Genomic DNA, 26,221 nt, shown 5'->3' with positions numbered 1-26,221 from the left:
GACGGTACTTGCCTTGTTCCTTGTGACTCGCTCAGCCGAACATTCCCGGCTTGTAGTCGCCCGCGCACGGCTGCCGGGTGATGATGTTCAGCCGGTTCACCGAGTTCATGAAGGAGACCAGGATGACCAGCGAAGTGAGCTGCTCGTCGTCATAGTGCTTGGCCGCCCGCGCCCACACCTCGTCGCTCACCCCGCCGCCCGCGTCCGCGACCCGGGTCCCCTCCTCGGCCAGCTCCAGTGCGGCCCGCTCCGCCTCGGTGAAGACCGTGGCCTCCCGCCACACCGCGACCAGATGCAGCCGCACCGCCGTCTCGCCCGCCGCGTCGGCCTCCTTGGTGTGCATGTCGACGCAGACGGCGCAGCCGTTGATCTGGCTCACCCGCAGCGCCACCAACTCCTGTGTCAGGGGCGGCAGGGACGAGTTCTTGAGCGTCCTGCCCACCGACATGAACTGCTTGGCGGCCTTGCCGGCGATGGGGCTGGCGAGGTAGTTCAGTCGTGCGTCCATGGTGTGCCCTCCGTGGGCTGTGGTCGTCAGTGCCTCTACATCCCCCGAGACGAGACAGCCCGACCCCCTGTGACATCGACGAAAGTGACCTGCGTCTCCCGGCCGCCGCCCCTTAGGCTGACCGCCATGCACGCGACCGCACTCCAGCTTCCGCCGCCCGCCGCCTGAGGCGGGCCCTCCGGATTCCACGCCCGGTACCGCCGGGCCGGACGGTGCTGCCCGCAGACGAAGTCCGCGAACCCCGCCGACCGGGGTTCCTCGTCGCACTTCTGCACCTCTGCGGAGACCACGCGTGTCGAACACCGCTCTCGGCCTGCCCGTCGGGCGAGGCCTGCTCTACCTGATCGTCGCCGGTGTCGCCTGGGGGACCGCGGGCGCCGCCGCCTCCCTGGTCTACCGGACCAGCGATCTCGGCCCCCTCGCCCTGTCCTTCTGGCGCTGCGCGGCCGGCTTCGTGCTGCTGCTCGCCGTCCACCTCCTGCGCAGCCCGCGGGCCCGCCCCGCCGTATCCGAACCGCTCGGCCGCAAGATCCTTCGGACCGTGCCGACCGGCCTCGGACTGGCCGTGTTCCAGACGGCCTACTTCGCGTCCGTCGAGGCCACCGGCCTGGCCGTGGCGACCGTCGTCACACTCGGCGCCGGACCCGTGCTCGTCGCACTCGGGGCGAGGCTGACCCTGGGGGAGCGGCTCGGTGCCGCCGGCACGGTCGCCGTGGGCGGGGCGCTCGCCGGGCTCGCCGTCCTGTCACTGGGGCCGGCCGCGACCGTACGGACGCCGGGCGTGCTGCTGGCGCTCGTCTCGGCGGCGGGCGGCTCGGCCATGACCCTGCTCACCCGGCGCTGGGGCCGTGACGGCGGGAGGGACGCGTCCGGGACGGCCGTCTGGACCTTCGCGGTCACCAGCCTGTGCCTGCTGCCGTTCGCCCTGGCCGAGGGGCTGGTGCCGCACACCGCCCAGCCCGGCCGGGTCCTGTGGCTGCTCGGGTACATCGCGACCGTCCCGACGGCCCTCGCCTACGCGCTCTACTTCGCGGCGGCGGCCGTCGTACGGTCCGCCACGGTCTCCGTGATCATGCTCCTCGAACCGGTGAGCGCGGCCGGCCTCGCCGTCGTCCTGCTCGGTGAACCGCTGACGCCCACGACCCTGGCCGGCACCCTGCTGATGCTCGGCTCGGTCGCGGGCCTCGCGGTGACGGAGGCCCGCACGGCGACACCCGACGAACAGGTCCCCGTGTGACAAGAGGCGCTCACCCCTCGCGCCGCCGCAGCAGATGCTCCCGTGCCGCTGCGTCCCGAGGACCACCCCGCTGAGCGAGCCCCGTCGCGATACGGTCCCGCACCTCCACCGACCGCTTGCCCGCGTACTTGAACTTCGCCCGTACGCCGGTCACTTCGAGCCGCAGCACGCGGATACCCGACAACAGCCGTCCGTACGGCGCCTCGCCGGCCGCGACCGTCGCGGAACCGCCCTCGGGCTGGAAGTGACCGACCTGGCGGTTGAGCAGGGTCGCCTTCTCGGCGGGGTCGTCCACCAGGTGGGCGGTGCACCGGAGTTGGACCGCCGCGTAGAAGCTGGTCGGCACGCCGTGTTCCGACGGGCCGTCCGGCTCCGCCTGCCAGGGGCCGGTGATGTACGCGTAGTCGTCGACGACGCTCAGCACCACCTGGGGGTTCGCCTCCAGCGCGGGCCACAGGGGGTTGGGGCGGGCGAGGTGGGTGACCGCCTCGCCGCGCCCGGGGTCGTAGGCGAAGTGCAGCGGCTGGACCAACGGGGCTTCGCCGGGAGGGCCGTTGACGGCGAGCTGCCCGAAGTCGTGGGCGGCCAGCCAGTGTTGCCACTCGGCGTCGTCGTGGGGTGCGTCCCAGGGGTGGATGAGCATCACAACGCCGCCAGGTAGCCCGGGAGTTCGGTTCCGGGGGCCAGGTCGTCGTTCGGGAGCGGGGTTCCGTAGGCCGGCAGGAGGGGGACGACGCCGGCCCAGTGGGGGAGGTCCAGGTCCTCGGGGTCGTCGTTCGCGCCGCCGGTGCGGACCTTGGCGGAGACCTCGTCGAGGTCGAGGCGGATCACCATGGTCGCGGCGAGTTCCTTCTTGTCGGCGGGCCGTGAGTCCGCCGCCCGGCCCGGCACGACATGGTCGACCAGTGCGTCCAGCGCCGTCCGCTTCTCCTCGGGGTCCGTCACCTGGTGGGCGATGCCGTGCACCACCACGGAGCGGTAGTTGATCGAGTGGTGGAAGGCCGAGCGGGCCAGCACCAGACCGTCGACATGCGTGACCGTCAGGCACACCGGGAGCCCCGGGTCGGCCTGCCCCGTCATCCGCAGCGGGCGCGCACCCGTCGAACCGTGCACGTACAGCCGCTCGCCCACCCGGCCGTACAACGTCGGCAGCACCACCGGCGCACCGTCGCGGACGAAGCCGAGGTGGCAGACGTAGGCCTGGTCGAGTATCGCGTGTACCAGTTCCCTGTCGTACGACGCCCGGTTCGCGGCGCGCGTGGGGACGGTCCGGTCGGTCGGCGTGTAGGCGTCGGCTTCGGACGTCGGCTGTGAGGTGGTCCCCTGGACGGCGCTCACCATGGTGCTCTCCCTTGCGTTTCCGTATTGCACTAGTGCATAATCTGCTTTGTGCTAGGAGGATATCGGATTCAGGGGCGACGTGCTGCGGACATCGCGGCGGACGTCGAGCGTGCGGTGGGTTCCGGGGAGCTGGAGCCCGGTCAAGTGCTGCCTCCCATGCGGGAGTTGGCGGTCGAGCTGGGGGTGAATCCCAATACGGTCGCGGCCGCGTACCGGACCCTGCGGGAGCGCGGGGTGATCGAGACCGCCGGGCGCCGGGGCAGCCGGGTGCGGCCCAAGCCGGCCACGACCGGGCGCGAGCACATCCGGGTGGAGGTTCCGCGGGGGGTGCGGGACGTGTCCCACGGCAACCCCGATCCGGTACTGCTGCCCGCCCTGGCGCCGGCCTTCACCTGGGCCGCCGAGCGGGCCGACCGGGAACCGGTCATGTACGGCGACGACCCGGTCGAACCGGAACTGGCCCGCATCGCGCGCGCCCAACTGGACGCGGACGGCGTGCCGCCCGGCCCCGTGGCCGTCGCCTCCGGCTCCCTGGACGCCATCGAGCGCGTCCTCGCGGCCCATCTGAAGCCTGGGGACACCGTCGCTGTCGAGGATCCCGGGTGGGGCAGCCTCCTCGACCTCGTACCGGCGCTCGGACTGCGCGTGAGGCCCGTCCGCGTCGACGACGAGGGGCCGCTCCCCGACGATGTGCGCGCCGCGCTGGAGTCCGGGGCGCGGGCCCTGATCGTCACCGACCGCGCGCAGAACCCCACCGGAGCCGTGGTGAGCGCCACGCGCGCGCGTGCCCTGCGCTCCGTGCTCCGCCGCCACCCGGAGATCCTGCTGATCGAGGACGACCACGGTCACGGCATCGTCGACCAGCCCCTGCACCCCCTGGCCGGCACCACCCGCCCCTGGGCCTTCGTCCGCTCGGTCGCCAAGGCGTACGGCCCCGATCTACGGCTCGCCGTACTCACCGGCGACGCCGTCACCCTCGACCGCGTCCGTGGCCGCCAACGACTGGGCCCGGGCTGGGTCAGCCGCCTGACCCAGCGAGCCGTAGCCCGGCTGTGGGCCGACGGCGCGGTGGACACGCCGGCGGTGGCGGCCGCGTACGGCGAGCGCCGGGACGCACTGATCGCCGCGCTGGCCGAGCGCGGGGTCACGGCCTGCGGCGGCAGCGGCCTCAACGTGTGGATCCCGGTACCGGACGAGACGGGCGCCGTGTCCCGCCTCCTCCACGCGGGCTGGGCCGTCGCCCCGGGCGCCCGCTTCCGCATGAGCGCACCACCGGGCATCCGCGTCACGGTCTCGACCCTGACGTCCGAGGAGACCGGCGTACTGGCGGAGGCGATCGCTTCGGCGTGTGGGGTGGTGCCGGTTCGGGGTTATGCGTAGGGGGAGTCGAGCGCGGGGAATCGTGGGTATCCCCACTGCCCAAAGACCGGCCTCCACCCGCCGACCTACACCGCCCTCTTCCCCCGCACCTGCGTAAGCCCCGCCCCCGCCAACACGATCACCGCACCCACCGGAGTCGACCACCTCAACGACTCGCCCAGGATCGCGACGCCCGCGGCCGTGGCGATGACCGGGATGAAGTACGTGACCATCTGGGCGGTGGTGGGCCCGACCTCGGCGACCAGGCCGTACTGGAGGAGGACGGCGAGGCCCGTGCCGAGGGCGCCCAGTGCGGCGATCGCCAGCAGGGGGAGGACCGGGAAGTGGGTCGGCAGGGAGGTGAACAGCGGGGTGATGGCGGCCAGTTGGAGGGTGGCGAGGAGCAACTGGGCGCCGGTCAGGGAGAGATGCGAGGTGTTGGTGCCCGCCAGGGTCCGGCGGACGTAGATCCAGCCGATCGGGTAGCTGAGCGAGGCCAGCAGGGCCATCGCCGTGCCACGCGCGTCCAGGCCGCTGAAGCCCTGCCAGGCGCCGAGGACCGTCAGGACGCCCAGGAAGCCGAGGCCGAGACCGGCGACCCGGACGCGCGTCGGCCGGTCCTCGGAGAGGGCCACCAGGGAGAGCGCCATGCCCCACAACGGCGAGGTCGCGTTGCAGATGCCCGCGAGCGTGGACGGGATCGTCAGCTCCGAGTAGGCGAAGAGCGAGAAGGGGAGCGCGTTGAGGAGGAACGCGGCGACCGTCAGATGACCCCAGGTGCGCGCACCGCGCGGCAGCCGCTCCCGCTTCGCCGCCATCGCCGCCGCGAGCACCGCCGTCCCGAACAGCAGCCTCCCGAACGTGACTTGGAAGGGTGCGTAGCCCTGTGTGCCCACCTTGATGAGCAGAAAGCTGAAGCCCCAGATGAGGGAGAGGGCCCCGAAGCGCAGCCGCCAGTCGAGGGCGGGGCGGGGGAGCGGAGTGGTGGTCGCGGCCGGGAGCTGGCTCCCGCGGGCGGTGACTGTGCTCATGGGACAACCGTCCTGGACCCGACCTCGTAGCACAAGCGAAATCTCCCGCCCGGTATCTCGTAGTATCGCTTACATGTTGAACCTTGAGCGCCTGCGCACCCTGGACGCCCTCGCCCGGCACGGCTCGGTCAGTGGTGCCGCCGAGGGGCTGCATGTGACGACCTCGGCCGTGTCGCAGCAGATGTCCAAGCTGGAGCGGGAGGTGGGCCAGCAGCTCCTGGCGAAGAACGGGCGGGGGGTGCGGCTCACGGACGCGGGCCGGCTGCTCGCGGAGCACGCCGGGCGCATCCTCTCCCAGGTGGAACTGGCCCAGGCCGACCTGGAGGCCCAACGTGGCCAGGTGGTGGGCGAGTTGAGGCTCTCCGCGTTCCCGACCGCCGCCCGCGGCCTGTTCCCCACCGCGCTCGCCGAGCTGCGCGCCCGGCACCCCGCGCTGCGCGTCCGCTCCACGGAACAGGAGCCGGAGCGAGGCGTCGCGGGCGTCGTGCGCGGCGACCTCGACCTCGCGGTCGTCCTCGACTGGTACAACAAGCCGATGCCGCTGCCGGACGGCCTGGTGAAGGCGCCGATCCTGGACGACCCGGCCGACGTGGCGATGTCGGCCGGCCATCCGCTGGCCGGGCGCGCCGAGGTGGACCTCGGGGAGTTCGCGGACGACGAGTGGATCACCTGGGGCGAGGGCGAGTTCTGCCACGAATGGCTGATGTTCACCCTGCGCTCCCGGGGCATCGAGCCGATCATCGGCCACCGTGCCGCCGAGACACACACCCAACTTGGCCTGGTCGCCGCCGGGTTGGGCGTGTGCGTCGCGCCGCTGCTGGGCCGCAACCCGATGCCGTCCGGAGTCGTCACCGTCCCCCTGAAGCAGCGGGTGCGCCGCCATGTGTACGTCGTATGGCGCGCGGACGCCGACCGCCGCCCCTCCATCCGCGCGGCGGTCGAGGCACTGCGGGCGGCGGCCGGAACCGTCGCCTGAAGCCCTGCCCGAGAGCAACTCGCCTACAGCGCGGCCAACTTGCGGAAATCCCAGGAGGCGACCGTGTCCGGCGTCAGCCGTACCCACGCGTGCCGGCCGTCGTACGGCATCGAGTCGAGGCCGAAGTTCTTCTGAGCGAACAGCTTCTCCACGGCGACGAGTTCAGGATGCGGTTCCCCGGTGCGCGGAGCCTCGCCCACGAACTCGACGGTCCCGGACAGCTCGACGCCGCGCAACTCGTCGTAGGCGTGCCCGCCGTCGATCACCACGGCGACGCGCGGTTCGCGACGCAGGTCCGCCCAGCGCTTGCTGCGGGTGATCGAGTACAGCCAGAGCGAGGTGCCGTCCCAGGCGAACCAGAGCGGGCTGACATGCGGCGCCCCGTCCGCGGAGACGGTCGCGACGCGACAGGTCCGCTCGGTGGCGAGGAATTCGTCCAGTTCCTCGGGTGTCATCATGATCTTCCGGCCCCGGCGCTGAGTGGCGGTCATGCGATCCCCTTCGGCTACGGCACGAGCGGCGGGCAGCCGCTTCGGGCGGTGCGCGAGAAGAGTGGACGCAATAGCGTCGGTCTTCCCTGCGCACGCGATGCTCGCTACTGTCACCCGCCCCGCCGTCGACGACAAGGGAGAGCCATGCCGTCGCACGAACAACTCAGTGAGATCCTCGACACGGTGAGCACCGTGCTGCTGACCGTCGAGTGCCAGCAGGGGGTGGTCGGCCCGGACAGCGCGCTGCCCGAACTCGCCCTCGCGGCACGCTCGTCGGGCACGCTCGCCAACGTCGCCCGACTGGTCGCCGCCGCGCACGAGAGCGGGGTCCAGGTCATCCACGCGATCGCCGAACGCCGCCCGGACGGGCGCGGCGCGAACCGCAACGCCCGGCTGTTCCGCGCCGCCGAACGCCTGCCCGTGCGGCAACTGTCGGGCACCACCGCAGTGCGCGTGGCACCTCCGATAGAGGTCACCGAAGAGGACTTCGTCGTACGACGGCTGCACGGTCTGTCCCCGATCCAGGGCACCGACGTCGACGCACTGCTGCGCAACCTCGGCTGCCGCACACTGATCGTCACCGGCGTCTCGGCCAACGTGGCAATCCCCAACGCGGTGTTCGACGCCGTCAACCGCGGCTACACCGTCGTCGTGCCCGGGGACGCCATCGCGGGGGTGCCCTCGGAGTACACCCCCGCGATGATCCGCAACACCCTCGCATTGGTCGCTACGGTCGCGACCACGGACGAGGTGCTGCGCTGTTTCAAGCGACCGCGTGAAGCGGGTCGCGGCTGACCGTCACATCAGCGGAACGCCGGCCGTCACGCCAACGTGATCGAGTCCCCGGACACGGAGATCTGCTCGGCGGGCAGGGCCTGGGTCGCGGGACCCTTCTTCACGCTGCCGTCCGTGACGGAGAACTCGCTGCCGTGGCACGGGCAGCCGATGACTCCGTTGCTGATGGTGCTCACCGCGCAGCCCTGGTGGGTGCACTTCGACGAGAACGCCTTGTAGGTGCCCGCCGTCGGCTGGGTGACCACCACGCCCTGGCTGGCGAAGATCTTGCCGCCGCCCTCGGGGATGTCGGTGGTCTTGGCCAGTTCGGTGCCACCGGCGTCACCCTGGGCGGTGGACGAGCCGGCGGTGCTGGTGGAGCCGGAGGTGTCCGAGGAGCCCGAGGTGTCCGACGACGAGTCGTCGCTCGATGAGCACGCGGTCAGCGCGACGGCGAGCCCCGTCGCGCCGACCGCCGCCAACGCGGTGCGACGGGAGGGCGCCGTGACGGGTTCGAACGAATCGCTGGTCATGCTGACGTTCCTTCCATAGGGAAGCATCTGAGGGTGTGCAAAGGGGTACGGGATACGGATGACCGTCGTTCAGACGGTGTCGAGAGCTTGGCCTGATCGAGATCAGGCAGGCGTAAAACGTCGCTGTCGTTCCGCTGTCAGGCGCGCATAAAGCCTGAACAGGCCCTCACTACGGGCACCAGTAATCTGGGGCGATGCTCAAGGAAGTCAGCGCGACCCGCTACATCACGCCTCTGCGGGAGGGCGGTTCGCTGCCGGGTCTCGTCGAGGGCGACGACTTCGGGACGTACGTCATGAAGTTCAGCGGCGCAGGACAGGGCCGCAAGACGCTGGTCGCCGAGGTCGTCGTGGGGGAGCTGGCCCGACGGCTGGGATTCCGGGTGCCCCGCCTGGTGACCCTCGGACTCGACCCGGTGCTCGGTCTCGGCGAGCCCGACCAGCAGGTCCAGGAACTGCTCAGGTCCAGCGGCGGCGCCAACCTCGGCATGGACTTCCTGTCCGGCGCGCTCGGCTTCGACCCGCTGGCCTTCACGGTGAGTTCCGAGGAGGCCGGCCGGGTCGTCTGGTTCGACGCGCTGGTCAACAACGTCGACCGCTCCTGGCGCAACCCCAACCTGCTGATGTGGCACGGCGATCTGTGGCTCATCGACCACGGCGCCACCATGATCTGGCACCACAACTGGCCCGGTGCGCAGGCCTCGGCGGCCCGCCCCTACGACGCCGCCGACCACGCCCTCGCCCGCTTCACCCCCGATCTCGCGACCGCCGCCGCCGACCTGGCCCCGCGCGTCACGGAGGACCTCCTCGCCGAGGTCACCGCCGAGATCCCCGACGCCTGGCTGACCGGCGAGCCCGGCTTCGACACCCCCGACGACCTCCGCCGGGCCTACGCGGCGCCCCTCCTCGCGCGCGCCGCCGTCATCCACGAGCGCGTCCAGGGGGACCAGTGAGCGAGCGCCACATCATCCGGCCCAGCGAGGCCAACGAACGGGACGTCTTCGAGTACGCCCTGCTGCGCGTCGTCCCCCGTGTCGAGCGCGGCGAGCAGATCAACGCCGGGGTCCTGGTCTACTGCCGCGCCCGCTCCTACGTCGGCGCCCGCACCCATCTGGACGAGGCCAGGCTGCTGGCCCTCGACCCGCACGCCGATGTGGCCGGGATCCGGGCCGCGCTCGGCGCCGTGGAAGGTGTGTGCGCGGGCGGTGACGCCGCCGGTCAGGCGGCGCGGGACGACGCCGGGCGGCGCTTCCGCTGGCTGATCGCGCCCCGCTCCACGGTCGTGCAGCCGGGGCCGGTGCACACCGGTCTCACCCTCGATCCGGCGGCCGAGGCGGAGCGCCTGCTGGACCTGCTGGTGAGGTAATGGATCACACCGGGCGGCGCGCACGTTGACACCGCGTGCCAGGGCTTCTAGCGTCACGTCTGCCGAAGGTACTAAGCGGTCGCTCACCGGCGGGCCGCGGATTTCAAAGGGCGAGAGTTTCTCAAGGGCGAGGAGAACCAGCAATGTCCACCACTGAGCAGCGGGTCGCGATTGTCACCGGCGGGGCGCGGGGCATCGGCGCCGCCACCGCCGTACGCCTCGCGGCCGAGGGCCGCGCGGTCGCCGTCATCGACCTCGACGAGGCCGCCTGCAAGGACACCGTGGAGAAGATCACCGCGGCCGGCGGCAAGGCCCTCGCGGTCGGCGCCGACGTCTCCGACGAGGCACAGGTCGAGGCCGCCGTCGCGCGCATCGCCGCCGACTTCGGCGCGCCGACGATCCTCGTCAACAACGCGGGCGTGCTCCGCGACAACCTGCTCTTCAAGATGAGCGTCTCCGACTGGGATACCGTCCTCGGCGTCCACCTGCGCGGCTCCTTCCTGATGACCAAGGCCGTCCAGAAGCACATGGTCGACGCGGGCTTCGGCCGGATCGTCAACCTCTCCTCGTCCTCCGCCCTCGGCAACCGCGGCCAGGCCAACTACTCCGCCGCCAAGGCCGGTCTCCAGGGCTTCACCAAGACCCTCGCCATCGAGCTGGGCAAGTTCGGCATCACGGCCAACGCCGTCGCCCCCGGCTTCATCGCCACCGACATGACCGCCGCCACCGCCGCCCGCGTCGGCATGGGCTTCGACGACTTCAAGGCCGCCGCCGCCACCCAGATCCCGGTGCAGCGCGTCGGCGAGCCCGACGACATCGCCAACGCCGTCGCCTTCTTCACGAACGAGGCGGCCGGTTTTGTCTCCGGCCAGGTGCTGTACGTCGCCGGCGGACCGCTCAACTAGCGAACACGGGAACACGGGAACGCAGGAAAAAATGACTGAACTGCCTGAACTCTCCGGCAAGGTCGCCGTCATCACCGGCGCCAGCCGCGGCATCGGCTACGGCGTCGCCGAGGCGCTGCTCGCCCGCGGTGACCGCGTCTGCATCACCGGCCGCAACGAGGACGCCCTCAAGGAGGCCGTCGAGACCCTCGGCGCCGACCGCGTCATCGGCGTGGCCGGCAAGGCCCACGACGAGGCCCACCAGGCCGTCGTCGTCGAGCGCACCATGGAGGCCTTCGGCCGCGTCGACTTCCTGGTCAACAACGCCGGTACGAACCCGGTGTTCGGCCCGATCGCCGACCTCGACCTGAATGTCGCCCGCAAGGTCTTCGAGACCAACGTCATCTCCGCGCTCGGCTTCGCCCAGCGGACCTGGCACGCCTGGCAGAAGGACAACGGCGGCGCCATCGTCAACATCGCCTCCCTCGCCGGAGTCTCCGCCTCGCCGTTCATCGGCGCCTACGGCGTCAGCAAGGCCGCGATGATCAACCTGACGTTCCAACTGGCGCACGAGTTCGCACCCGGTGTGCGGGTCAACTCGATCGCCCCGGCGGTCGTCAAGACCAAGTTCGCCGCCGCCCTGTACGAGGGGCGCGAGGCGGAGGCCGCCGCCTCCTACCCGCTGGCCCGCCTCGGCGTGCCGTCCGACATCGGCGGCGCCGCCGCGTTCCTGACCTCGGACCAGTCCGACTGGATCACCGGCCAGACCCTCGTCGTCGACGGCGGCATCCTCCTGAACGCCGGAATGGGCTGACCGAACCGACCGGGCGCCGATTTCTTTGCCGTTCGCTTGACGGAATCGGCGCCCGTGTCGACGCACCACTCACGCACAGCCGGATGACAACGTCGTCATATACGCGCTGATCAAGTGCCCTGTCCAAACCTCGCTCGACCGGCCGGGGCACTGCGGTATGGTCTGCCGACCCTTGGTACGGCGGATCGAGGAGCGTGCGTGTGTTCAACCGGAACCGAGGCCTGCGCGGAGTCGTGGCGCTGGCGTCCATATCCGTGATGGCCGGATGCGGTGTGTTCTCGGACGGGAATTCCGACGACCGGGGACCCATCGTCGTCGGCACCACCAGCGCCCCCAGCACCCTCGATCCGGCCGCCTCCTGGGACGGCTCCTGGGAACTGTTCCGCAACATCTACCAGACGCTGCTGGCCTACCCGCCCGGCGCCACCACACCCGAGCCGGACGCGGCCAAGGGCTGCCGGTTCACGGACGGTTCGAACACCACGTACCGCTGTGAGCTCCGCGCGGGCATGAAGTTCGCCGACGGCGACACCCTCGACGCCCAGGCCGTCAAGCACTCCATCGACCGGATCAGACAGATCAACGCGCCGAGCGGACCCGCGGGCCTGCTCGGCAGCCTCGACCGGGTCCAGGTGACCGGCGCCCGCGAGGTCGTCTTCCACCTCAACAAGCCCGACGCCACCTTCCCGTTCGTGCTCGCCACCCCGGCCATGTCGATCGTCGACCCCGACGACTACCCCGCGCACTCGCTGCGCAAGGACAGCAAGGTCTACGGCTCCGGGCCGTACACCCTGAAGTCGTACGACGACGGCAAAGAGGCCCAACTCGTCCGCAACGACCGCTACAAGGGCTTCGCCCAGCGCCAGAACAGCGCCGTGACGATCCGCTACTTCCAGGACTCCGGCACCATGGTCAAGGCGCTGCGGGCAGGGAAGATCGACGTCACCTACCGCGGCCTCGCCGCCGACGACATCGTCGCCCTCCAGGGCCGCGCCTCCAAGACCCTGCAACTGGTCGACGGCTCCGGCACCGACATCAACTACCTGGTGTTCAACCCCAAGGACCAGTGGGCCGGAAAACTCGCCGTCCGCCAGGCCGTCGCCCAGGTCATCGACCGGGGCGCGATCACCCACAAGATCTACCGCGACACCGTGGACCCGCTCTACTCCATGGTCCCCAAGGGCCTCACCGGCCACACCACCGCCTTCTACGACGACTTCGGCGACCCCAGCGTCCCCAAGGCGCGCAAGCTCCTCACCGACGCGGGCATCACCCGGCGCGTCCCGCTCACCCTCTGGTACACCTCCGACCGCTACGGCTCCGAGACCGCCCTCGAATTCCGGGAGATCAAGCGGCAGTTGGAGGACTCCGGGCTCTTCACCATCACCTTGAAGAGCCGTCCCTGGAAGACCTATGTGACGGGCTACCAGAAGGGCGAGTACCCGGTGTTCGGGCGCGGCTGGTTCCCGGACTTCCCCGACGCCGAGAACTTCATCGCGCCGTTCGTCGGACAGCAGAACGCGCTCGGTACGCCCTACCTGTCGACCAGGATCACCGACGTACTGCTGCCCGAGTCCCGCCGGGAGAGCGACCGGGCCGACGTGGTCAAGGAGTTCGAGGACGCGCAGCAGGTCCTGGTGGACGACGCTCGGCTGCTGCCGCTGTGGCAGGGGCGGCAGTACGTGGCCGCGAGCGACGACGTCTCCGGCGGGGAACAGGCCCTGGACCCGTCGACGATCATGATGATGTGGAAGCTGTACCGCAAGACGAGCTGGTGACACCGCTTCCGGCATCCGTTGTCAGTGGGCGCCTGTAGGTTCTGGGACATGGAGGGCGACCGCACGGCGTGGTCGCTCCGCATCGCAGTCGCCGCACACGGTAAGGAAGTTGACGTGACCGACATCTCCATGCTCCCCGAGTCCTGGCGCGGGGTCCTGGGCGACGAGCTTCAGCAGCCCTACTTCAAGGAGCTGACCGAGTTCGTCGAGGAGGAGCGGGCGAAGGGTCCGGTCTACCCTCCGCGCGAGGAGGTCTTCGCCGCCCTGGACGCGACACCGTACGACCAGGTGAAGGTGCTGGTTCTCGGTCAGGACCCCTACCACGGCGAGGGCCAGGGCCACGGCCTGTGCTTCTCGGTCCGCCCCGGGGTGAAGACCCCGCCCTCCCTCCGGAACATCTACAAGGAGATGAAGGAGGAGCTGGACCTCCCGATCCCGGACAACGGCTATCTGATGCCGTGGGCCCAGCAGGGCGTCCTGCTGCTCAACGCGGTGCTCACGGTCCGCTCCGGCGAGGCCAACTCGCACAAGGGCAAGGGCTGGGAGAAGTTCACGGACGCGGTCATCCGCGCGGTGGCCGACCGCCCCGACCCGGCGGTCTTCGTCCTGTGGGGGAACTACGCGCAGAAGAAGCTCCCGCTGATCGACGAGGAGCGGCACGTCGTGGTCAAGGGCGCGCACCCGTCCCCGCTGTCGGCCAAGAAGTTCTTTGGCTCCCGCCCGTTCACCCAGATCGACGAGGCCGTCGCCCGCCAGGGCCACACCGCGATCGACTGGCGCATCCCGAACCTGGGCTGATGACCTCGCCTGGCCCGGCCCGGGGCCGCCTGACGGGGATTGTCAGTGCCTCCGGCTAGCGTCGACGGGGACGGCTCGACCGGCTGACGAGGTGCGGAGGACGCGGTGGCGGAGCGACAGGAACAGGCGGCGCCGGACGCTCTGCTGACCCGGATCGGACAGGTCGTCATGCTGCACCACGGCGGGGACCGCGAGGAGGCCCGGGACCGGATGCTGGGCCTGTGGGCGGAGCTGGGCGAGGACGGCGCCCCGCTGCACCGCTGCACCCTGGCCCACTACCTGGCCGACACCCAGGACGACCCCACCGACGAACTCGCCTGGGATCTCAGGGCGTTGTCGGCCGCGGACGAGCTGACCGACGGCGGGGAGGGGGAGAGCGCGGTGCGCGCCTTCTACCCCTCCCTGCACCTCAACCTCGCCGCCGACTATGTGAAGCTCGGCCGCTCCGACGCGGCCCGCACCCACCTCGGCCGCGCCCGCGCCGCCAGCGTGGTCCTCGCCGACGACGGCTACGGCAACGGGGTGCGGGCCGCGATCAGCCGGCTGGAGCTGCGGCTGAGCGAGGAGGGCGGCGATGGGGGTGGCGAAGGGGGCGGGAGCTGGGGGCCGCCAAGACAGCGGCCCTAGGCGTTGGTCGACCCGGCCCCGGTGGTCTCAACGGCCGTACGTCTGACCGCAGATGATCGACTGCGGGCTGTCCGACTTCCAGCCGCCGTACTTCCTGCCCAGGGCGCACACGTCCGAGGTGTTCTTGGGCACCGACTTGACCACGTCGGGGATGTCCGCGCTCGGCTGCCGGGGGTGCGGCGGCTTGGGGTGCGGGTGGGGATGCGGACGCGGGTGCGAGCGGGGGACCGGTACCGGTGCCTGTGAGGCCTGCTTGGGTGGGGCCGGTGTGTGGTGCGGTGGATGCGTGGCCGGTTTCGGGTGGTGGGGCGGGTCGATGAGTTCCAGCGCCTCCCGTGCCGGGGCCTGCACGATCTGCGGTTCCGCGCTGCCGTCCGGGCGCGGCACCGACGCTTGGGTCGGTGCCGCCGGGGGCACGGGAGCGGGCGGCCGCTGGACGGTCACACAGCCGGAGAGGGCCGAGACAGCCACGGTGACCAGGAGCGTTGCGGTGGTCGTCGTTCGATGCACCCGCGCAACTCTGCTGGTTCTGGCCGCGTTTGGGGCGGCGGACGGGCGGATGATGCCCCACACGGGTGATCTCCGCCCCCTTACGGACGGTCCGCGCCCACCCCGGGTGACGACGTGACGTCAGTCGCCGGTGCTGCCGTCGATCCGCTCACGGAGCAGGTCGGCGTGGCCGTTGTGCCGCGCGTACTCCTCGATCATGTGCGTGTGGATCCAGCGCAGGTTGAAGCGCTCGCCGGTGCGCCGGTGCTTGCCCACCGAGACGTCGTCCAGGGTGAACCGGGCCGCGTGCTCGTTCGCCGCCTCGATCTCGGCCCGCCAGGTGGCTTGCGCCTCCGCCCAGGTGTCCGCCTCGGTGAGATGGAAGTCGCCGTCCGGATCGTCGTCGGTGCAGTAGATCAGACCGGCCTGCTCGTCCGCCATGATGCGGCGGTACCAGTGCCGCTCCACTTCTGCCATGTGCCGTACCAGGCCCATGAGCGACAGGGTGGACGGTTCCACGGAAGTGGTCCTCAACTGTTCGTCGGTCAGGCCCTCGCACTTCCAGGCGAGGGTCTCCCGGTGGTACGTCAGCCAGCCCTCCAGCATGGTGCGCTCGTCGGCGGTGGTCTCGGGTTCACGGCGCTCGATCGTCATCCCCGCATCCTCGCGCGCCCTGTCCACCCGCACCAGGGGATATTGCCCCCGCCGTATGCTTCCGAGGGGATACCGCCGTGCGAGCGCTAGGGAGACTCCGTGAAGGTCGGCTGCATCGGACTCGGTGACATCGCGCAGAAGGCCTACCTGCCGGTTCTCGGCGGCCTGCCCGGGATCGAGCTGCATCTGCAGACCCGCACTGCCGCCACCCTCGCCCGGGTCGCCGACGGACTCCACCTGCCGGCCGACCGGCGCCACGCGGACCTCGACGCGCTCCTCGCACAGGGCCTCGACGCAGCGTTCGTGCACGCGCCCACCGTCGTGCACCCCGCGATCGTCACCCGGCTGCTGGAGGCGGGCGTACCGACGTACGTCGACAAGCCGCTCGCCTACGAACTCGCCGACTCCGAGCGGCTGGTGCGGCTCGCGGAGGAGCGGAACCTGTCCCTCGCGGTCGGCTTCAACCGCCGCCACGCCCCCGGATACGCGCAGTGCGCCGACCACCCGCGCGAGCTGATCCTGATGCAGAAGAACCGGATCGGGCTCCCCGAAGAGCCGCGCGCCATGATCCTGGACGACTTCATCCACGTCGTGGACACCCTGCGGTTCCTGGTGCCGGGGCCGATCGAGGACGTGACCGTGCGCGCCCGCACCCAGGACGGCCTGCTGCACCACCTCGTGCTCCAGCTCTCCGGCGACGGCTTCACCGCGCTCGGCGTGATGAACCGGCTCAGCGGCTCGGTGGAGGAGATCCTGGAGGTCTCGGGGCAGGACACCAAGCGTCAGGTCCTCAACCTCGCCGAGGTCGTCGACCACAAGGGCCAGCCGACCACGAGGCGGCGCGGGGACTGGGTTCCCGTGGCCCGACAGCGCGGCATCGAGCAGGCCGTGCTCACCTTCCTGGACGCCGTACGCGCCGGAAAGGTGCTCAGCGCCCGGGACGCGCTGGCGACTCATGAGCTGTGCGAGCGGGTGGTACGAGCGGTCGCGGAGCGGTCCGCCGCAGCCTGAACGCACGTGATCCTTCGCCGACGCACACCGCCGCGAGGACCAGCAACGCGACCTGCACGGGCCAGTCGCCGTAGCGGACGTACGGCGTGATGCCGTGGGCGAGCGGGACGTCGTAGACCTGGGTCGTGCTCTTGTCCGTGCCCAGCCATGATCCGATGCGCTGCCCGCTCGGGCCGTAGACGGCGGAGACGCCGGTCAGGGTCGCGTGGACCATCGGGCGGCCGGTCTCGGCGGCGCGCAGGGCGGCGAGGGTGGCGTGCTGTTCGGGGGCCCAACTGCTCTGGAAGGACGAGGTCGAGGACTGGGCGAGGAGGACGTCGGCGCCGTCCTGCGCGAGATGCCGGCTCATGTCGGGGAACGCGGTCTCGAAGCAGATCAGCGGGCCGATGCGCAACCCGTGACCGACGTTCATCACGACCTGCTCGGTGCCGTGCCTGCGGTCCACGCCCGCCGCCTTGCCGACCGAGGTGGCCCAGCCGAGCAGCGAGCGGAAGGGGATGTACTCCCCGAAGGGGACGAGCCGCATCTTGTCGTAGCGGTCGCCGGTGAGGCCGTCCGGGCCGACCAGCACTGAGCTCTTGTAGATACCGGGCTTGTCCGAGCGCTCGGCGTCCACATTGACCAGGATGTCGGCGCCGGTCTCCTTGGAGAGGGCCGCGATACGGCGCGCGAGGTCGGGCCGCTTGCCGAGGTCGAAGCCGACGCTGCTCTCGCCCCAGGCGATCAAGTCGACGTGCTGACCGGCGAGTTGGCGGGTGAGCTGCTCCTCGCGGTCGAAGCGCCGGTCGCCGCTGTCGTCGCCCGCGATGACACCGGGCTGTACGACGGCGATCCGCACCCGGCCGTCGACATCGGGACGCGGCGACCACACCCAGGCCGCCGAGGTCACGGCGGCGGTGGCGAGAAGCCCGGCGACGGCGGGCACCCGCACCTCACGGACCGAGACCAGCACGGCGACCGCCACATTGACGGCCACCACCAGGAAGCTCAGCAGCCACACCCCGCCGACCGAGGCGAGCCGCAACGCCGGCTCCACCTGCCACTGGGTGGAGCCGAGCAGCCCCCATGGGCCGCCCAACCCCTGCCAGGAGCGCACGAGTTCGACCATCAGCCAGCCCGACGGCAGGACGAGGAGCGCGGCGGCGCCCCGGCGCGGCGACGGCACACCACCGAGGAAACGGCGCACCAGCCAGCCCCACGGCGCCCACAACGCCCCCAGCAGCCCGGCGATGACCACGATGAACACACTCAGGCTCGGCACCAGCCAACTGTGCACGGCCAGCATGAACCCGAGCCCCCCGCACCAGCCGTCGTACACCGCCCGCCGTCCGGTCGGCGCCGAGCGCGTCAGCAGGATCCAGGGGACGAGCGCGACATAGGCGAACCACCACCAGGACAGCGCGGGAAACGCGAACACCGGCAGCGCGCCGGCGAGCGCGGCGAGCAGCGACCGCCGCCACGGGGAGGCGACCCAGTCGCCGAAGGTCTTCATACGGCACCTCCCTACCCGCTGGTCGCTCCAGTGTGCGTGTTACGGACGATCTCGCACAGAGGACCTCGCGCCGGCCATTCGGATCCGCTCAGTTGACCACGGCTGCCGGGCGCCGCTCGGGAAGACGCCGCCACTTCTCCTCGACCACGACCTCGGTCAGCCGCCAGCCGTCGTACGTCCGCAGCAGCCCGAAGGTGTACCGCCCGCCGCACACGAAGTCGGGCGCGGTGGAGGCCTCGCCGCCGTCCTCACTTTCCTTGGCTTCCTTGGCGAGGCGCATCGGATTGACGTAGTCAGCCTGGACGCGTGCGGTGTCGTCGGAGTTCTGGTCGAGGGCGCCGAAGCGGATGCGCCGGTTCACGATCAGGTGCTGTCGCATCGGGAACAACCGCATGCTCTCCGCGAGCCATCCGGCGATCTCGCCCGCGTCCCCCTCGATGCCTCCGGCGGACCGGTAGTCGGCGCGCCCGCCCGGTGCGAACAGCTTCCGGTACGCCTCCCAGTCGCCGTCGTCCACCGCCACCGCGTATTCGGTGATCACTTCGTCGACGGCCAGCCGGTCCATCACAATCGCCAGTTCCACACGCTGCGTCATCGGCCAAGTGTTGGCTACCGAGCGTGTCGCGCCAAGGGGTACGCGGGGACAAGGTGGGGAACATCCGGTGGTGTTCGATTGATGTTCGCCGGCATTCATCGCTATCCGTCGTGGGGAGTGCTCATGAAACGCCTTGTCACGATCGTCACCGGGGGCAGCCGGGGGATCGGTGCCGCGACCTGCCGACGGCTCGCGGAGGACGGGCATGACGTGGTCGTGGGGTACCTCCGGGACGCGAAGGCCGCCGAGGAAGTCGCGGACGGAGTACGGCGATCCGGGGTCCGTTCGGTGTGCGTACAGGCCGACACGTCCGTCGAGGCGGACGTCGAGCGGCTCTTCACGGCGGCCGAGCGGCAGCTCGGGCCGGTCACCGGGCTGGTGAACAACGCCGGGTCGACCGGACCGTTCGGCCGGCTCGCCGACACCGACCCGGCCGATCTGCGCCGGGTCGTCGAGGTCAACCTGCTGGGCACACTGCTGTGTTCACGCCGCGCAGCACGGGCGATGACGGGCCGGGGGAACGGCGTGATCGTGAACGTGTCGTCGTCCGCCGCCACCCTCGGCAGCCCCGGGGACTACGTCCACTACGCCGCGACGAAGGCCGCCGTCGACACCCTCACCCTCGGCCTCGCCAAGGAACTCGGCCCCGACGGCATCCGTGTCAACGCGGTCGCGCCCGGCGTCATCGACACGGAGATCCACGCGAGGATGGGTGACCCGGACCGCCCACAGCGCGTGGCGGCCTCGATCCCGCTGCGCCGCCCGGGCCACGCCGAGGAGATCGCCGCGGCCATCGCCTGGCTGATGTCCCCGGACGCGTCCTACACGACGGGGGCGGTGCTGCGGGTGTCGGGGGGACGGTGAGCCCTGTGCCCATGCGGCGGCGGCACACTGCTGAGGTGGTCCACTCAGGCGGCCGCGATGACCTCGTCGCGGATCGCGGCGGCCCACTCGACCACCAACAGCTCGTATTCCTCCCGCTCTTGGGCGGAGAGCGAGCCGCCCGCACGCAGCCAGAGTGCCCGGATCTGCTCGTTCACCTCGGAGGCAGACCGCACGGAACCAGGCGCCATGGAATCGGGGGACATGCGAACAGCCTAGGGGCAAGGACTGACAGTGCGCTACCAGACGGCTACGCAAACCGTATGGGGTTGGTCACGGGCGGCGTGAGCGGGAGAACGTGTGGCGCACGTCGCGCAGATCAACTGGCCCCGAAGCGGGGCAGTTTGGCCGCGACCGGGGCCAGGACGCTCCGGCCCGGCCGCTCAGCCCGCCGACTCCGCCGCGTGCGGGCTCAGCGCGCCCGCCGTCACCAGCGCGTTGATCACGATGCCGAGGGCGATGCGGTACCAGACGAACGGCATGAAGCTCTTGTGCGAGATGAACTTCATGAACCATGCGATGACGACTTGTCCTGAGCGGCTTTGACCTGCTGTTTCCCCCACTGAACGGTGTGAGCGCGTGTGGGGCCGTTCGCCGGTTTGCGCGAGAGGCCAGTCGCTTCCAGACCCAGGTCGTCGTCCGGGACGACGCGGTTGACGACGTCGGACAGTCCGTGCCCCGAGCTGGACTTCCGCGGCCGGTGACCCCCTGGCCGGCACCTTCGCCCCGGACGCCCCGCTGAAGACCGCCCAGGGGGTGACGAGCCTCGCCGCCCTGCTGTGCGACGGGCGCCCGCTGCTGATCCACACGGCCCAGGCGGCTGACCAGGCCGGCCTGGTCGCGCCCTGGTCCGACCGGCTGTCCGTCGTCGAGGTGGTGCCGGAGTCCGCTTCCGTGATGCTGGCCCCGGCGGTCGTGATCCGCCCCGACGGCTATGTGCTCTGGAGTGCGCAGGGACGGGGGGCGGGGGCTCCGGGACTGGCCGAGGTGGCCACCGCGTGGCTCGGCGCGCCGGCCCAGGTCCTGTAGTCAAAGCCCGCCTGCCCGGTGCCGTCAGGCAGGCTCCGAGGGTGTGGGACCCAGGCAACGGATCGCGACATCGATCGCGGCGGTCAGACACTTGATGTCGTGGTCGGCGCGTTCCCGCACCCGCAGGCCGAGCACCGTGGTGAACAGCAGCTCCACGGCGTCGTCGATGTCGAGACCGGCGGACAGTTCGCCGCGGTCACGGCCTTCGGCCAGCGCGGAGCGCAGGGCCTGCCGGGTGACCTCGAAGGCGGCCTCGGTCCGCTGGCGGACCTTTTCGTCGGCGGTGCCGAGTTCGGTGGCGGTGTTGACCACGAAGCACCCGCGGCCGGACTTGCCGTCGGCCGGGCAGGTGACCAGCCACAGCATCCATTCCCGCAGCACCTCCCGAACGGGACGGTCCGACGCGTCCAGCTGCTGCCGGGCCTGAGCTGACTCGGTGGCCCGGTAGTGGTCGAGCGCGCGCAGGAACAGCGTGTGTTTGTCCGTGAACGTCCGGTACAGGCTGCTGGGCGTGAGCTTCAGCTCGTCACCCAGGTCGCGCACCGAGGTCGCATGGTAACCGCGTCGCCAGAACAGCTCGGTCGCCGACGTGACCGCGTTCTTCTCGTCGAACTGTCGAGGGCGTGCCATGTGTTCACCTTACCCAACTTGTGAAGCGATCGCTCCCATACTAATGTCGGCCGTATGGGAGCGATCGCTCCCGAACAGATGAGGGAGGCTCCGTTGACGACCGCAGAACAGACCCCAGCCCCGGCACAGGAACCAGAGGCCCCGGAGAAAAGTCGCTGGATGGCGGTCTCCGCGGTGGCTCTGGGTACCTTCCTGCTGGTGACCGCCGAGCAACTGCCGATCGGCCTGCTGACCTCCGTGGGGTCCGCGCTGTCGGTCTCCGAGGGGACAGCGGGGCTCATGGTGACAGTGCCCAGCATCGTCGCCGCGTTCGCGGCACCACTGGTTCCGATGCTCGTCGGGTCGATGGACCGGCGCATCCTGCTGCTCGGTCTGATGGCCCTGATGACCGTCGCCAACCTGGCCTCGGCCCTGGCACCGAACTTCGCCGTCCTGGTGGGCTCCCGAGTGCTGGTCGGTATCGCGATCGGCGGCTTCTGGGCCGTCGCCAGCGGCCTGGCCGTCCGGCTCGTCGCGCTCGCGGACGTGCCGCGAGCCACCGCGGTCATCTTCGGCGGCGTCGGAGCCGCGAACGTGTTCGGTGTCCCACTCGGCACCCTGGTCGGTGACCTCACCGGCTGGCGCATCGCCTTCTCCTCGCTGAGCGCCTTGGCGCTTGTCACGCTCATCGCCCTGCTGGCGGTGCTGCCGGGGCTGGCCGCCTCGCAGGCCATCCGGCCGAAGCTGCTGATGGAGCAGTTTCGCAACCCGGGTGTGCGCGTCGGCATCATCGCGACGGCGCTCATTGTGTTCGGGCACTTCGCCGCCTACACGTTCGTGAGCCCGGCACTGCAGAAGCTGTCGGGGATCGACGGGCGCTACGTCGGTCCTTTGCTGTTCGGGTTCGGTACGGCCGGCATGATCGGCAACTTCGTCGCCGGCTCGGCGCTCTCCCGCCGGGTGCACCGGAGCGTGCTGATCATCTCCGTGGCCCTCGCGATCGCGATGCCGCTCTTCCTGCTGCTGGGCCAGACTGCGGTCGGCGGCGCCACCCTGCTGATCGTCTGGGGCCTGTCCTACGGCGGTGTGTCCGTGGGCCTCCAGACCTGGATGATCAAGGCTGCCCCGGGGGCGGTGGAAGCGGCTTCCTCGCTGTGGGTGGCCGTGTTCAACCTGTCCATCGGCCTGGGCGCGCTGGTCGGCGGGGTCATCGTCGACACGCTCACCCTCCAGGGCGTGCTGTGGCTCGGCGGCGCCTGCGCCCTGCTCGCCGCCCTGGCGATCTGGACCGCCCGCACCAACGACGCCCTTCGCTGACCGGGCCTTTCGCAGGGCCCACCAGGGACGCGTGGCCACACCGCCGACCGGTGTGCCGCCGCCGCGGCGGCGGCACACGACGGCCGGCTCGCATCGTGTTGGGCTCCAGGCGCGGCCCAGCGGCTCCGGCCGCCGGGCACGCTCTCCCGGATGCCCGCGCGCACGTCGGCCTCGGCCCTCTCGCGGTCGAGGCCGACGGCCGTGCGCCGATCCGAGCTCCCGTCGAAGAGCTTGGCCCAGGCGCCGCCCCACATCGCGCCGGTCAGCTGCTTGGTGTACACGGCGCCCTTGTGCGTACCGGTGCTTCCGGACCGTGTAGCTGAGCATCGCCGGCGAGTCCTCGAGTCCTCCCCGTCGGCCGCCGTGACCAGCGGGGCCTCGTGCATGCCGGCCCCCCGCTCGACCAGGTCCGACAGGGCGTCCGCGGCCACGACGGATCGGGTCTGGAGCCGGACGGCCACGGTGCCGAGTTGGATGCGGGCGAGGTCGATCGTCGCGTAGTCGCGGCTGGTGAAATCGAGGAGTGCGACCCGCTCACCGGACGTAATTCGTCCAGGCGGTGGTGCCACTCGCTCGCGACCGCCCTGATCCGCGCCCACAGCACGCGCCAGCTGGCCGTCTCGTGGCGAGGCGAAGGCCGGATCGCGACCCGGCCAGGTCGAAGTCCCGCACGAACTCCGTCACGCCTTCTCCGATGGCGGGGCGGTCCGCATGGCGCTCCATGACGGATGCCAGGCCTTGCGTAAGTCGCATGCCGAGTCTCGGCGTCGCGTGATTGGCCGACTTCAGGGACAAGGAATCGGACGGTTGACGGGCGCGTGCCGCCACGCTTCCAGCTCGTCACCCGAAGACAGGCACAGGCGGACGCGATCTCTGACCGATCGATCGACGAGCTGTCAGGTCGACGGGAAGGGAAAGCCCGTGGTCAGGGCCGCAGCAGCACCTTGCCCACCGTGCGCCGGGCCAGCAGGTCCTCATGAGCGCGGCGGGCCTCGGTCAGCGGGTAGGGCTCGTGCACCACCGGCTTGATCGTGCCCTGCGCGGTCAGTGACAGCAGCTCTTTCAGGGGACCGGAGAACGCGCCCGGTACGGCGAGGGTGGGGCGCAGCCAGAAGCCGACGACGGCCGCGTTCAGCTGGCTGAGGCGGGCTGGGTCGACGGGAGTGAAACCCCTGCGCGCGGAGTTGCCGTACGTGACCAGGCGGCCGCCCGAGGCGAGCGACTCCAGTGCGCTGTCGAAGAGTTCGCCGCCGACGGCGTCGAGGATCACGTCGGCGCGCTCGGCGAGCGGGTAGGTGACGGCGGCGTCCGCGCCGAGGGCCATGGCGAGTCGCCGCTTCTCGGGCGTGGAGGCCTGCGCCCAGACACGTCCGGCGCCGAACTCCCTGGCCAGCTGTACGGCGAGGGTGCCGACGCCGCCCGCCGCGGAGTGCACGACCACGGCCTCGCCTGTGCGCAGCCGAGCGGCGGTGCGTAGCAGATGCCAGGCGGTCAGGCCTTGCACCAGCAGGGCGAGGGCGGCCCCGGCGTCCAGTTCCTCGGGAATCTCCACCATTGCGGACGCCTTGGCCACCGCCTGCTGCGCATAGCCGTGGGACACCCGCGCCAGCACCCTGCGCCCGTCCTCGGTGCGTCCCACGACCTCGCTGCCTGGGATGTGGGGCAGCTGGTCGGCGGCCAGGTAGGAGCCGTCCGCCTGGTGGATGTCGGCGAAATTGACGCCGGCCGCCTCGACGGTGATCAGGACTTCGTCGGGGCCGAGCCTCGGGGCGGGTACCTCGACGGCGGTGAGCACTTCGGGACCGCCGAAGCGGTCGAACCGTATGGCGATCATGGTGGGCACGATATCGCGCCCACCATGATCACCCTGCCCGAGAATTGAAAAGGCCGGCGTGCTTGTCGCTGTCTCCGACCTGTGCGGCGTCGACGGCCGCAGTCGGCTGGAGCAGACACCCCTGTCCGGCCCCTACGCCCAGCGAGTGACCTCCTTGCCGCACTTGACCGCCATCCTCGACGACGAGGTCGCCGTCGTTCGACCAGGCTCGTCGCGGAGATCTGCGATGTGCATCGGTTCACCTCCGCCGAGAAACTGTGCTCCTGGGCCGGACTGATCCCGCGTCACTACGATTCCGGCACCCACCCCGAGATCGCCGAAGACCGGGTCCGGATCGACTCCCGCCGCGGCAAGAACATCGCGAAGATCGCCGCGGCCCGCAAACTGCTCACCCTCGTCTGCTACGGCCTGCGTAAATTGTCTGACCTCCGCACGGCGCGGCCGCGAACCTGATTGACCCCGCCTGCCGCACGTCGTATCGCTCCATGCGGCCGACCCGCAACCGCATCAGCACCTGGCGCGGACGCCGCACTTGACGACAATCGCCCCTTCAGGAATGACATATTCTGGCCCACTTGACGGATCCCGCGTGACTTGACGGAGTTCCGCACACCTTGTTGGTGATGCCACGGAATCCGTCGGAGGATCCAGTGGGCACGGGGATTCCGAGTTCTGCCCCTTTTTTCGCCATCCTGATTGCCTCTTTGCGACCTGCATCGGCGTACGCCTCGTCGCGATTGGAGAGACCAGTGGACGACGCTCTGCCCGATATTCGACACGCACAGGCGTTGCAGCACCTCCCGGTGGGAGGGCGAGGCTCAGGTGCTCCGGGTGCGGAAGGAGCTCGCCGGCCGGCCCGCACTCGTCGGTGCCGAGGATGTGCGCACCCAGCGGCCCATGCCAGCGAGGTGGCCGCCCGCGAGGCCCATGTGGTGCAGATGGTCACATCCCCACCCGTGGTGCGCGTGGGCCGGATGATCGGTCAGTTCGGCAAGCCCCCCTCCCGCCCCACCGAGCGGGTCGGCGACCTCGAACTCCCGGTCTACCGGGGCCACATGGTCCCGCCCCCGAACTGCGCCGCCCCGACCCCGAGCGGCTGCCGGCCAGCTACCTGGCCGCCCGCGAGGTGATGGGCCACCTCGGCTGCCTCGACGCCTCCGGACAGGCCCGTGTCGGCGTGCCCGTCCGGACCAGCCACGAGGGCGTTGCTGCCGGACAACGAGGTCCCGATGCTTCGCCGGCAGCCGGACGGGCAGTCGCTGCTGACCGCGCACCGGCTGGGAACCGGCGAGCGGACCCGGCAGCTCGACGGCGTCCATGTCGCCCTGCTCGCCGACGTTGTGAAGCCCGTGGCCTGCGAAGTCGGGCCCACGATGACGCCCGAACAGCAGCTGGCGCAGTGCGAACGGCTCGACTCCCGGAGGCAGTCGGGCAGGCTCGTCCTCATCGCCCGGATGGGCGCGGGGACGGCGGCCGAGCGGTTGCCCTCACTGTTGGCGGCCGTGCGCGCCGCCGGGCACCCGGTGATCTGGCTGACGGGCGGACTCCATCTGGAGACCGCCCAATCCGCACCGACGGTGGTGGGAGCCGATCGAGGGCCAGGCGATCCCTGCCGAGGCCGCCTCGGCGGGAAACGCCACCGGCGGCCGTACACCCGCCGAGGTCGCCGAAGCGGTTCAGGACGTATTGGAGTTAAGGCCGAGGCCGGTATGACGCCTTCATGGCCCGATCCCAACCACCTTGGGCCAGAGCGGACTTGTGGACCCGAACGGCATTGTTTAGCCTGACGTCAGTT

Annotated in this window: 31 protein-coding genes and 1 pseudogene; 18 read left to right on the top strand and 14 right to left on the bottom strand. The window is 70.8% G+C overall.

The features are described 5' to 3' along the window. Nucleotides 1–31: 31 nt before the first annotated feature. Nucleotides 32–508 carry a carboxymuconolactone decarboxylase family protein gene (locus AB0M63_RS20455; RefSeq protein ID WP_366020348.1) on the bottom strand — a complete coding sequence of 159 codons (477 nt, stop codon included), beginning with the start codon at nt 506–508 and terminating at the stop codon, nt 32–34. 292 nt (nt 509–800) lie between these two features. Here AB0M63_RS20455 and AB0M63_RS20450 point away from each other — a divergent pair, with 292 nt between their 5' ends. Further along, nucleotides 801–1,745, top strand: coding sequence for an EamA family transporter (locus AB0M63_RS20450; RefSeq protein ID WP_366020346.1), 945 nt, complete (start codon nt 801–803; stop codon nt 1,743–1,745). 10 nt (nt 1,746–1,755) lie between these two features. Here the strand turns inward: AB0M63_RS20450 and AB0M63_RS20445 are convergent, their stop codons facing one another. Both AB0M63_RS20445 and AB0M63_RS20440 read right to left on the bottom strand, forming a co-directional pair. Further along, a complete protein-coding gene (locus AB0M63_RS20445) occupies nt 1,756–2,388 on the bottom strand; it encodes an FMN-binding negative transcriptional regulator (protein ID WP_366020344.1) in 633 nt (210 codons plus the stop codon). Then, entirely contained in the window at nt 2,388–3,086 is a 699-nt protein-coding gene (locus tag AB0M63_RS20440; RefSeq protein WP_355903881.1) for a pyridoxamine 5'-phosphate oxidase family protein, read from the bottom strand. The genes AB0M63_RS20445 and AB0M63_RS20440 overlap by 1 nt, the downstream gene beginning before the upstream one ends. 48 nt (nt 3,087–3,134) lie before the next feature. On the opposite strand from AB0M63_RS20440, the gene AB0M63_RS20435 reads away from it, so the two are divergent. After that, entirely contained in the window at nt 3,135–4,466 is a 1,332-nt protein-coding gene (locus AB0M63_RS20435) for an aminotransferase class I/II-fold pyridoxal phosphate-dependent enzyme (protein ID WP_366020343.1), read from the top strand. A gap of 65 nt (nt 4,467–4,531) precedes the next feature. Here the strand turns inward: AB0M63_RS20435 and AB0M63_RS20430 are convergent, their stop codons facing one another. Continuing rightward, on the bottom strand, nt 4,532–5,476 hold the full coding sequence (locus tag AB0M63_RS20430) for a DMT family transporter (protein ID WP_355903887.1): 945 nt from the start codon (nt 5,474–5,476) through the stop codon (nt 4,532–4,534). Between the two features lie 73 nt (nt 5,477–5,549). On the opposite strand from AB0M63_RS20430, the gene AB0M63_RS20425 reads away from it, so the two are divergent. Beyond that, nucleotides 5,550–6,452, top strand: coding sequence for a LysR family transcriptional regulator (locus tag AB0M63_RS20425; protein ID WP_355903890.1), 903 nt, complete (start codon nt 5,550–5,552; stop codon nt 6,450–6,452). A 23-nt stretch (nt 6,453–6,475) separates the two neighbouring features. On the opposite strand, the gene AB0M63_RS20420 is transcribed toward AB0M63_RS20425, so the two are convergent. After that, the gene (locus tag AB0M63_RS20420) at nt 6,476–6,943 is read right to left on the bottom strand and encodes a pyridoxamine 5'-phosphate oxidase family protein (protein WP_366020342.1); all 468 of its coding nucleotides are present in this window, start codon (nt 6,941–6,943) and stop codon (nt 6,476–6,478) included. A gap of 144 nt (nt 6,944–7,087) precedes the next feature. Between AB0M63_RS20420 and AB0M63_RS20415 the strand changes: the two genes are divergently transcribed. Next, complete coding sequence (locus tag AB0M63_RS20415) at nt 7,088–7,738, top strand: cysteine hydrolase (RefSeq protein ID WP_355903897.1); 651 nt, start codon at nt 7,088–7,090, stop codon at nt 7,736–7,738. Nucleotides 7,739–7,764: 26 nt separating this feature from the next. Here the strand turns inward: AB0M63_RS20415 and AB0M63_RS20410 are convergent, their stop codons facing one another. After that, nucleotides 7,765–8,250: a Rieske (2Fe-2S) protein gene (locus AB0M63_RS20410; RefSeq protein ID WP_355903900.1), complete on the bottom strand. Its 486-nt coding sequence runs from the start codon at nt 8,248–8,250 to the stop codon at nt 7,765–7,767. Between the two features lie 194 nt (nt 8,251–8,444). On the opposite strand from AB0M63_RS20410, the gene AB0M63_RS20405 reads away from it, so the two are divergent. The 7 genes from AB0M63_RS20405 to AB0M63_RS20375 all read left to right on the top strand — a co-directional run bounded on the left by AB0M63_RS20405 (nt 8,445) and on the right by AB0M63_RS20375 (nt 14,514). Further along, nucleotides 8,445–9,200, top strand: coding sequence for a HipA family kinase (locus AB0M63_RS20405; RefSeq protein WP_366020340.1), 756 nt, complete (start codon nt 8,445–8,447; stop codon nt 9,198–9,200). Beyond that, nucleotides 9,197–9,613: a DUF3037 domain-containing protein gene (locus AB0M63_RS20400; RefSeq protein ID WP_366020339.1), complete on the top strand. Its 417-nt coding sequence runs from the start codon at nt 9,197–9,199 to the stop codon at nt 9,611–9,613. Before AB0M63_RS20405 ends, AB0M63_RS20400 begins: the two co-directional genes overlap by 4 nt. Before the next feature lie 143 nt (nt 9,614–9,756). Continuing rightward, the gene (gene fabG, locus AB0M63_RS20395) at nt 9,757–10,518 is read left to right on the top strand and encodes a 3-oxoacyl-ACP reductase FabG (protein ID WP_366020337.1); all 762 of its coding nucleotides are present in this window, start codon (nt 9,757–9,759) and stop codon (nt 10,516–10,518) included. A gap of 31 nt (nt 10,519–10,549) precedes the next feature. Further along, the gene (locus tag AB0M63_RS20390; RefSeq protein WP_355903912.1) at nt 10,550–11,311 is read left to right on the top strand and encodes an SDR family oxidoreductase; all 762 of its coding nucleotides are present in this window, start codon (nt 10,550–10,552) and stop codon (nt 11,309–11,311) included. Nucleotides 11,312–11,511: 200 nt separating this feature from the next. Beyond that, nucleotides 11,512–13,089: an ABC transporter substrate-binding protein gene (locus AB0M63_RS20385; protein WP_366020335.1), complete on the top strand. Its 1,578-nt coding sequence runs from the start codon at nt 11,512–11,514 to the stop codon at nt 13,087–13,089. 114 nt (nt 13,090–13,203) lie between these two features. Beyond that, nucleotides 13,204–13,887: a uracil-DNA glycosylase gene (gene ung / locus AB0M63_RS20380; RefSeq protein ID WP_366020333.1), complete on the top strand. Its 684-nt coding sequence runs from the start codon at nt 13,204–13,206 to the stop codon at nt 13,885–13,887. A 105-nt stretch (nt 13,888–13,992) separates the two neighbouring features. Continuing rightward, complete coding sequence (locus AB0M63_RS20375; RefSeq protein WP_366020332.1) at nt 13,993–14,514, top strand: hypothetical protein; 522 nt, start codon at nt 13,993–13,995, stop codon at nt 14,512–14,514. A gap of 27 nt (nt 14,515–14,541) precedes the next feature. On the opposite strand, the gene AB0M63_RS20370 is transcribed toward AB0M63_RS20375, so the two are convergent. Together AB0M63_RS20370 and AB0M63_RS20365 are read right to left on the bottom strand one after the other, a co-directional pair. Beyond that, complete coding sequence (locus AB0M63_RS20370; RefSeq protein WP_366020330.1) at nt 14,542–15,024, bottom strand: hypothetical protein; 483 nt, start codon at nt 15,022–15,024, stop codon at nt 14,542–14,544. A 120-nt stretch (nt 15,025–15,144) separates the two neighbouring features. Then, the gene (locus AB0M63_RS20365; RefSeq protein ID WP_355903927.1) at nt 15,145–15,657 is read right to left on the bottom strand and encodes a DinB family protein; all 513 of its coding nucleotides are present in this window, start codon (nt 15,655–15,657) and stop codon (nt 15,145–15,147) included. 99 nt (nt 15,658–15,756) lie between these two features. Here AB0M63_RS20365 and AB0M63_RS20360 point away from each other — a divergent pair, with 99 nt between their 5' ends. Further along, complete coding sequence (locus AB0M63_RS20360) at nt 15,757–16,668, top strand: Gfo/Idh/MocA family oxidoreductase (RefSeq protein ID WP_366020328.1); 912 nt, start codon at nt 15,757–15,759, stop codon at nt 16,666–16,668. Here AB0M63_RS20360 and lnt read toward each other — a convergent pair. Beyond that, on the bottom strand, nt 16,586–18,160 hold the full coding sequence (gene lnt / locus AB0M63_RS20355) for an apolipoprotein N-acyltransferase (protein WP_355903933.1): 1,575 nt from the start codon (nt 18,158–18,160) through the stop codon (nt 16,586–16,588). The genes AB0M63_RS20360 and lnt overlap by 83 nt on opposite strands. 88 nt (nt 18,161–18,248) lie before the next feature. Then, a complete protein-coding gene (locus tag AB0M63_RS20350) occupies nt 18,249–18,755 on the bottom strand; it encodes a nuclear transport factor 2 family protein (RefSeq protein ID WP_366020327.1) in 507 nt (168 codons plus the stop codon). 123 nt (nt 18,756–18,878) lie between these two features. Between AB0M63_RS20350 and AB0M63_RS20345 the strand changes: the two genes are divergently transcribed. Beyond that, nucleotides 18,879–19,619, top strand: coding sequence for a glucose 1-dehydrogenase (locus AB0M63_RS20345; RefSeq protein ID WP_366020326.1), 741 nt, complete (start codon nt 18,879–18,881; stop codon nt 19,617–19,619). 44 nt (nt 19,620–19,663) lie between these two features. Here AB0M63_RS20345 and AB0M63_RS20340 read toward each other — a convergent pair whose 3' ends face one another. Together AB0M63_RS20340 and AB0M63_RS20335 are read right to left on the bottom strand one after the other, a co-directional pair. Next, nucleotides 19,664–19,843 carry a hypothetical protein gene (locus tag AB0M63_RS20340; protein WP_355903945.1) on the bottom strand — a complete coding sequence of 60 codons (180 nt, stop codon included), beginning with the start codon at nt 19,841–19,843 and terminating at the stop codon, nt 19,664–19,666. 177 nt (nt 19,844–20,020) lie between these two features. Continuing rightward, nucleotides 20,021–20,173: pseudogene (locus AB0M63_RS20335) on the bottom strand (undecaprenyl-diphosphatase); the annotation flags it as partial. A gap of 220 nt (nt 20,174–20,393) precedes the next feature. Between AB0M63_RS20335 and AB0M63_RS20330 the strand changes: the two are divergent. Then, nucleotides 20,394–20,666: a hypothetical protein gene (locus tag AB0M63_RS20330; RefSeq protein WP_366020324.1), complete on the top strand. Its 273-nt coding sequence runs from the start codon at nt 20,394–20,396 to the stop codon at nt 20,664–20,666. 24 nt (nt 20,667–20,690) lie between these two features. On the opposite strand, the gene AB0M63_RS20325 is transcribed toward AB0M63_RS20330, so the two are convergent. After that, the gene (locus tag AB0M63_RS20325) at nt 20,691–21,296 is read right to left on the bottom strand and encodes a TetR/AcrR family transcriptional regulator (protein ID WP_355904019.1); all 606 of its coding nucleotides are present in this window, start codon (nt 21,294–21,296) and stop codon (nt 20,691–20,693) included. A gap of 159 nt (nt 21,297–21,455) precedes the next feature. Here AB0M63_RS20325 and AB0M63_RS20320 point away from each other — a divergent pair, with 159 nt between their 5' ends. Further along, on the top strand, nt 21,456–22,592 hold the full coding sequence (locus AB0M63_RS20320; RefSeq protein ID WP_366020323.1) for an MFS transporter: 1,137 nt from the start codon (nt 21,456–21,458) through the stop codon (nt 22,590–22,592). A 925-nt stretch (nt 22,593–23,517) separates the two neighbouring features. On the opposite strand, the gene AB0M63_RS20315 is transcribed toward AB0M63_RS20320, so the two are convergent. Further along, entirely contained in the window at nt 23,518–24,426 is a 909-nt protein-coding gene (locus tag AB0M63_RS20315; protein ID WP_355904025.1) for a zinc-binding dehydrogenase, read from the bottom strand. A gap of 81 nt (nt 24,427–24,507) precedes the next feature. On the opposite strand from AB0M63_RS20315, the gene AB0M63_RS20310 reads away from it, so the two are divergent. From AB0M63_RS20310 to AB0M63_RS20300, 3 genes are all read left to right on the top strand, one after another. Then, nucleotides 24,508–24,879 (top strand): transposase, encoded by a 372-nt coding sequence (locus tag AB0M63_RS20310; protein WP_355904028.1) that lies wholly within the window; start codon nt 24,508–24,510, stop codon nt 24,877–24,879. A gap of 455 nt (nt 24,880–25,334) precedes the next feature. Beyond that, complete coding sequence (locus AB0M63_RS20305; protein ID WP_366020322.1) at nt 25,335–25,556, top strand: 3-deoxy-7-phosphoheptulonate synthase; 222 nt, start codon at nt 25,335–25,337, stop codon at nt 25,554–25,556. Nucleotides 25,557–25,655: 99 nt separating this feature from the next. Beyond that, nucleotides 25,656–26,213, top strand: coding sequence for a 3-deoxy-7-phosphoheptulonate synthase (locus tag AB0M63_RS20300; RefSeq protein ID WP_366020398.1), 558 nt, complete (start codon nt 25,656–25,658; stop codon nt 26,211–26,213). The last annotated feature ends 8 nt before the right edge of the window (nt 26,214–26,221 follow it).

The sequence above is a fragment of the Streptomyces sp. NPDC051576 genome (assembly GCF_040681835.1).
In the GTDB taxonomy this organism is placed as follows: Bacteria; Actinomycetota; Actinomycetes; order Streptomycetales; family Streptomycetaceae; genus Streptomyces.
This window is presented reverse-complemented; position numbering and strand designations above follow the sequence as displayed.

Coding starts and splice junctions, on each gene's coding strand:
- AB0M63_RS20425 (WP_355903890.1), top strand. CDS start 5,550: ATGTTGAACCTTGAGCGCCTGCGCACCCTGGACGCCCTCGCCCGGCAC.
- AB0M63_RS20415 (WP_355903897.1), top strand. CDS start 7,088: ATGCCGTCGCACGAACAACTCAGTGAGATCCTCGACACGGTGAGCACC.
- AB0M63_RS20315 (WP_355904025.1), bottom strand. CDS start 24,426: ATGATCGCCATACGGTTCGACCGCTTCGGCGGTCCCGAAGTGCTCACC.
- AB0M63_RS20440 (WP_355903881.1), bottom strand. CDS start 3,086: ATGGTGAGCGCCGTCCAGGGGACCACCTCACAGCCGACGTCCGAAGCC.
- AB0M63_RS20455 (WP_366020348.1), bottom strand. CDS start 508: ATGGACGCACGACTGAACTACCTCGCCAGCCCCATCGCCGGCAAGGCC.
- AB0M63_RS20345 (WP_366020326.1), top strand. CDS start 18,879: ATGAAACGCCTTGTCACGATCGTCACCGGGGGCAGCCGGGGGATCGGT.
- AB0M63_RS20320 (WP_366020323.1), top strand. CDS start 21,456: ATGGCGGTCTCCGCGGTGGCTCTGGGTACCTTCCTGCTGGTGACCGCC.
- fabG (WP_366020337.1), top strand. CDS start 9,757: ATGTCCACCACTGAGCAGCGGGTCGCGATTGTCACCGGCGGGGCGCGG.
- lnt (WP_355903933.1), bottom strand. CDS start 18,160: ATGAAGACCTTCGGCGACTGGGTCGCCTCCCCGTGGCGGCGGTCGCTG.
- AB0M63_RS20300 (WP_366020398.1), top strand. CDS start 25,656: ATGCTTCGCCGGCAGCCGGACGGGCAGTCGCTGCTGACCGCGCACCGG.
- AB0M63_RS20365 (WP_355903927.1), bottom strand. CDS start 15,657: ATGACGATCGAGCGCCGTGAACCCGAGACCACCGCCGACGAGCGCACC.
- AB0M63_RS20445 (WP_366020344.1), bottom strand. CDS start 2,388: ATGCTCATCCACCCCTGGGACGCACCCCACGACGACGCCGAGTGGCAA.
- AB0M63_RS20325 (WP_355904019.1), bottom strand. CDS start 21,296: ATGGCACGCCCTCGACAGTTCGACGAGAAGAACGCGGTCACGTCGGCG.
- AB0M63_RS20420 (WP_366020342.1), bottom strand. CDS start 6,943: ATGACCGCCACTCAGCGCCGGGGCCGGAAGATCATGATGACACCCGAG.
- AB0M63_RS20430 (WP_355903887.1), bottom strand. CDS start 5,476: ATGAGCACAGTCACCGCCCGCGGGAGCCAGCTCCCGGCCGCGACCACC.
- AB0M63_RS20390 (WP_355903912.1), top strand. CDS start 10,550: ATGACTGAACTGCCTGAACTCTCCGGCAAGGTCGCCGTCATCACCGGC.
- AB0M63_RS20405 (WP_366020340.1), top strand. CDS start 8,445: ATGCTCAAGGAAGTCAGCGCGACCCGCTACATCACGCCTCTGCGGGAG.
- AB0M63_RS20410 (WP_355903900.1), bottom strand. CDS start 8,250: ATGACCAGCGATTCGTTCGAACCCGTCACGGCGCCCTCCCGTCGCACC.
- AB0M63_RS20350 (WP_366020327.1), bottom strand. CDS start 18,755: ATGACGCAGCGTGTGGAACTGGCGATTGTGATGGACCGGCTGGCCGTC.
- AB0M63_RS20340 (WP_355903945.1), bottom strand. CDS start 19,843: ATGTCCCCCGATTCCATGGCGCCTGGTTCCGTGCGGTCTGCCTCCGAG.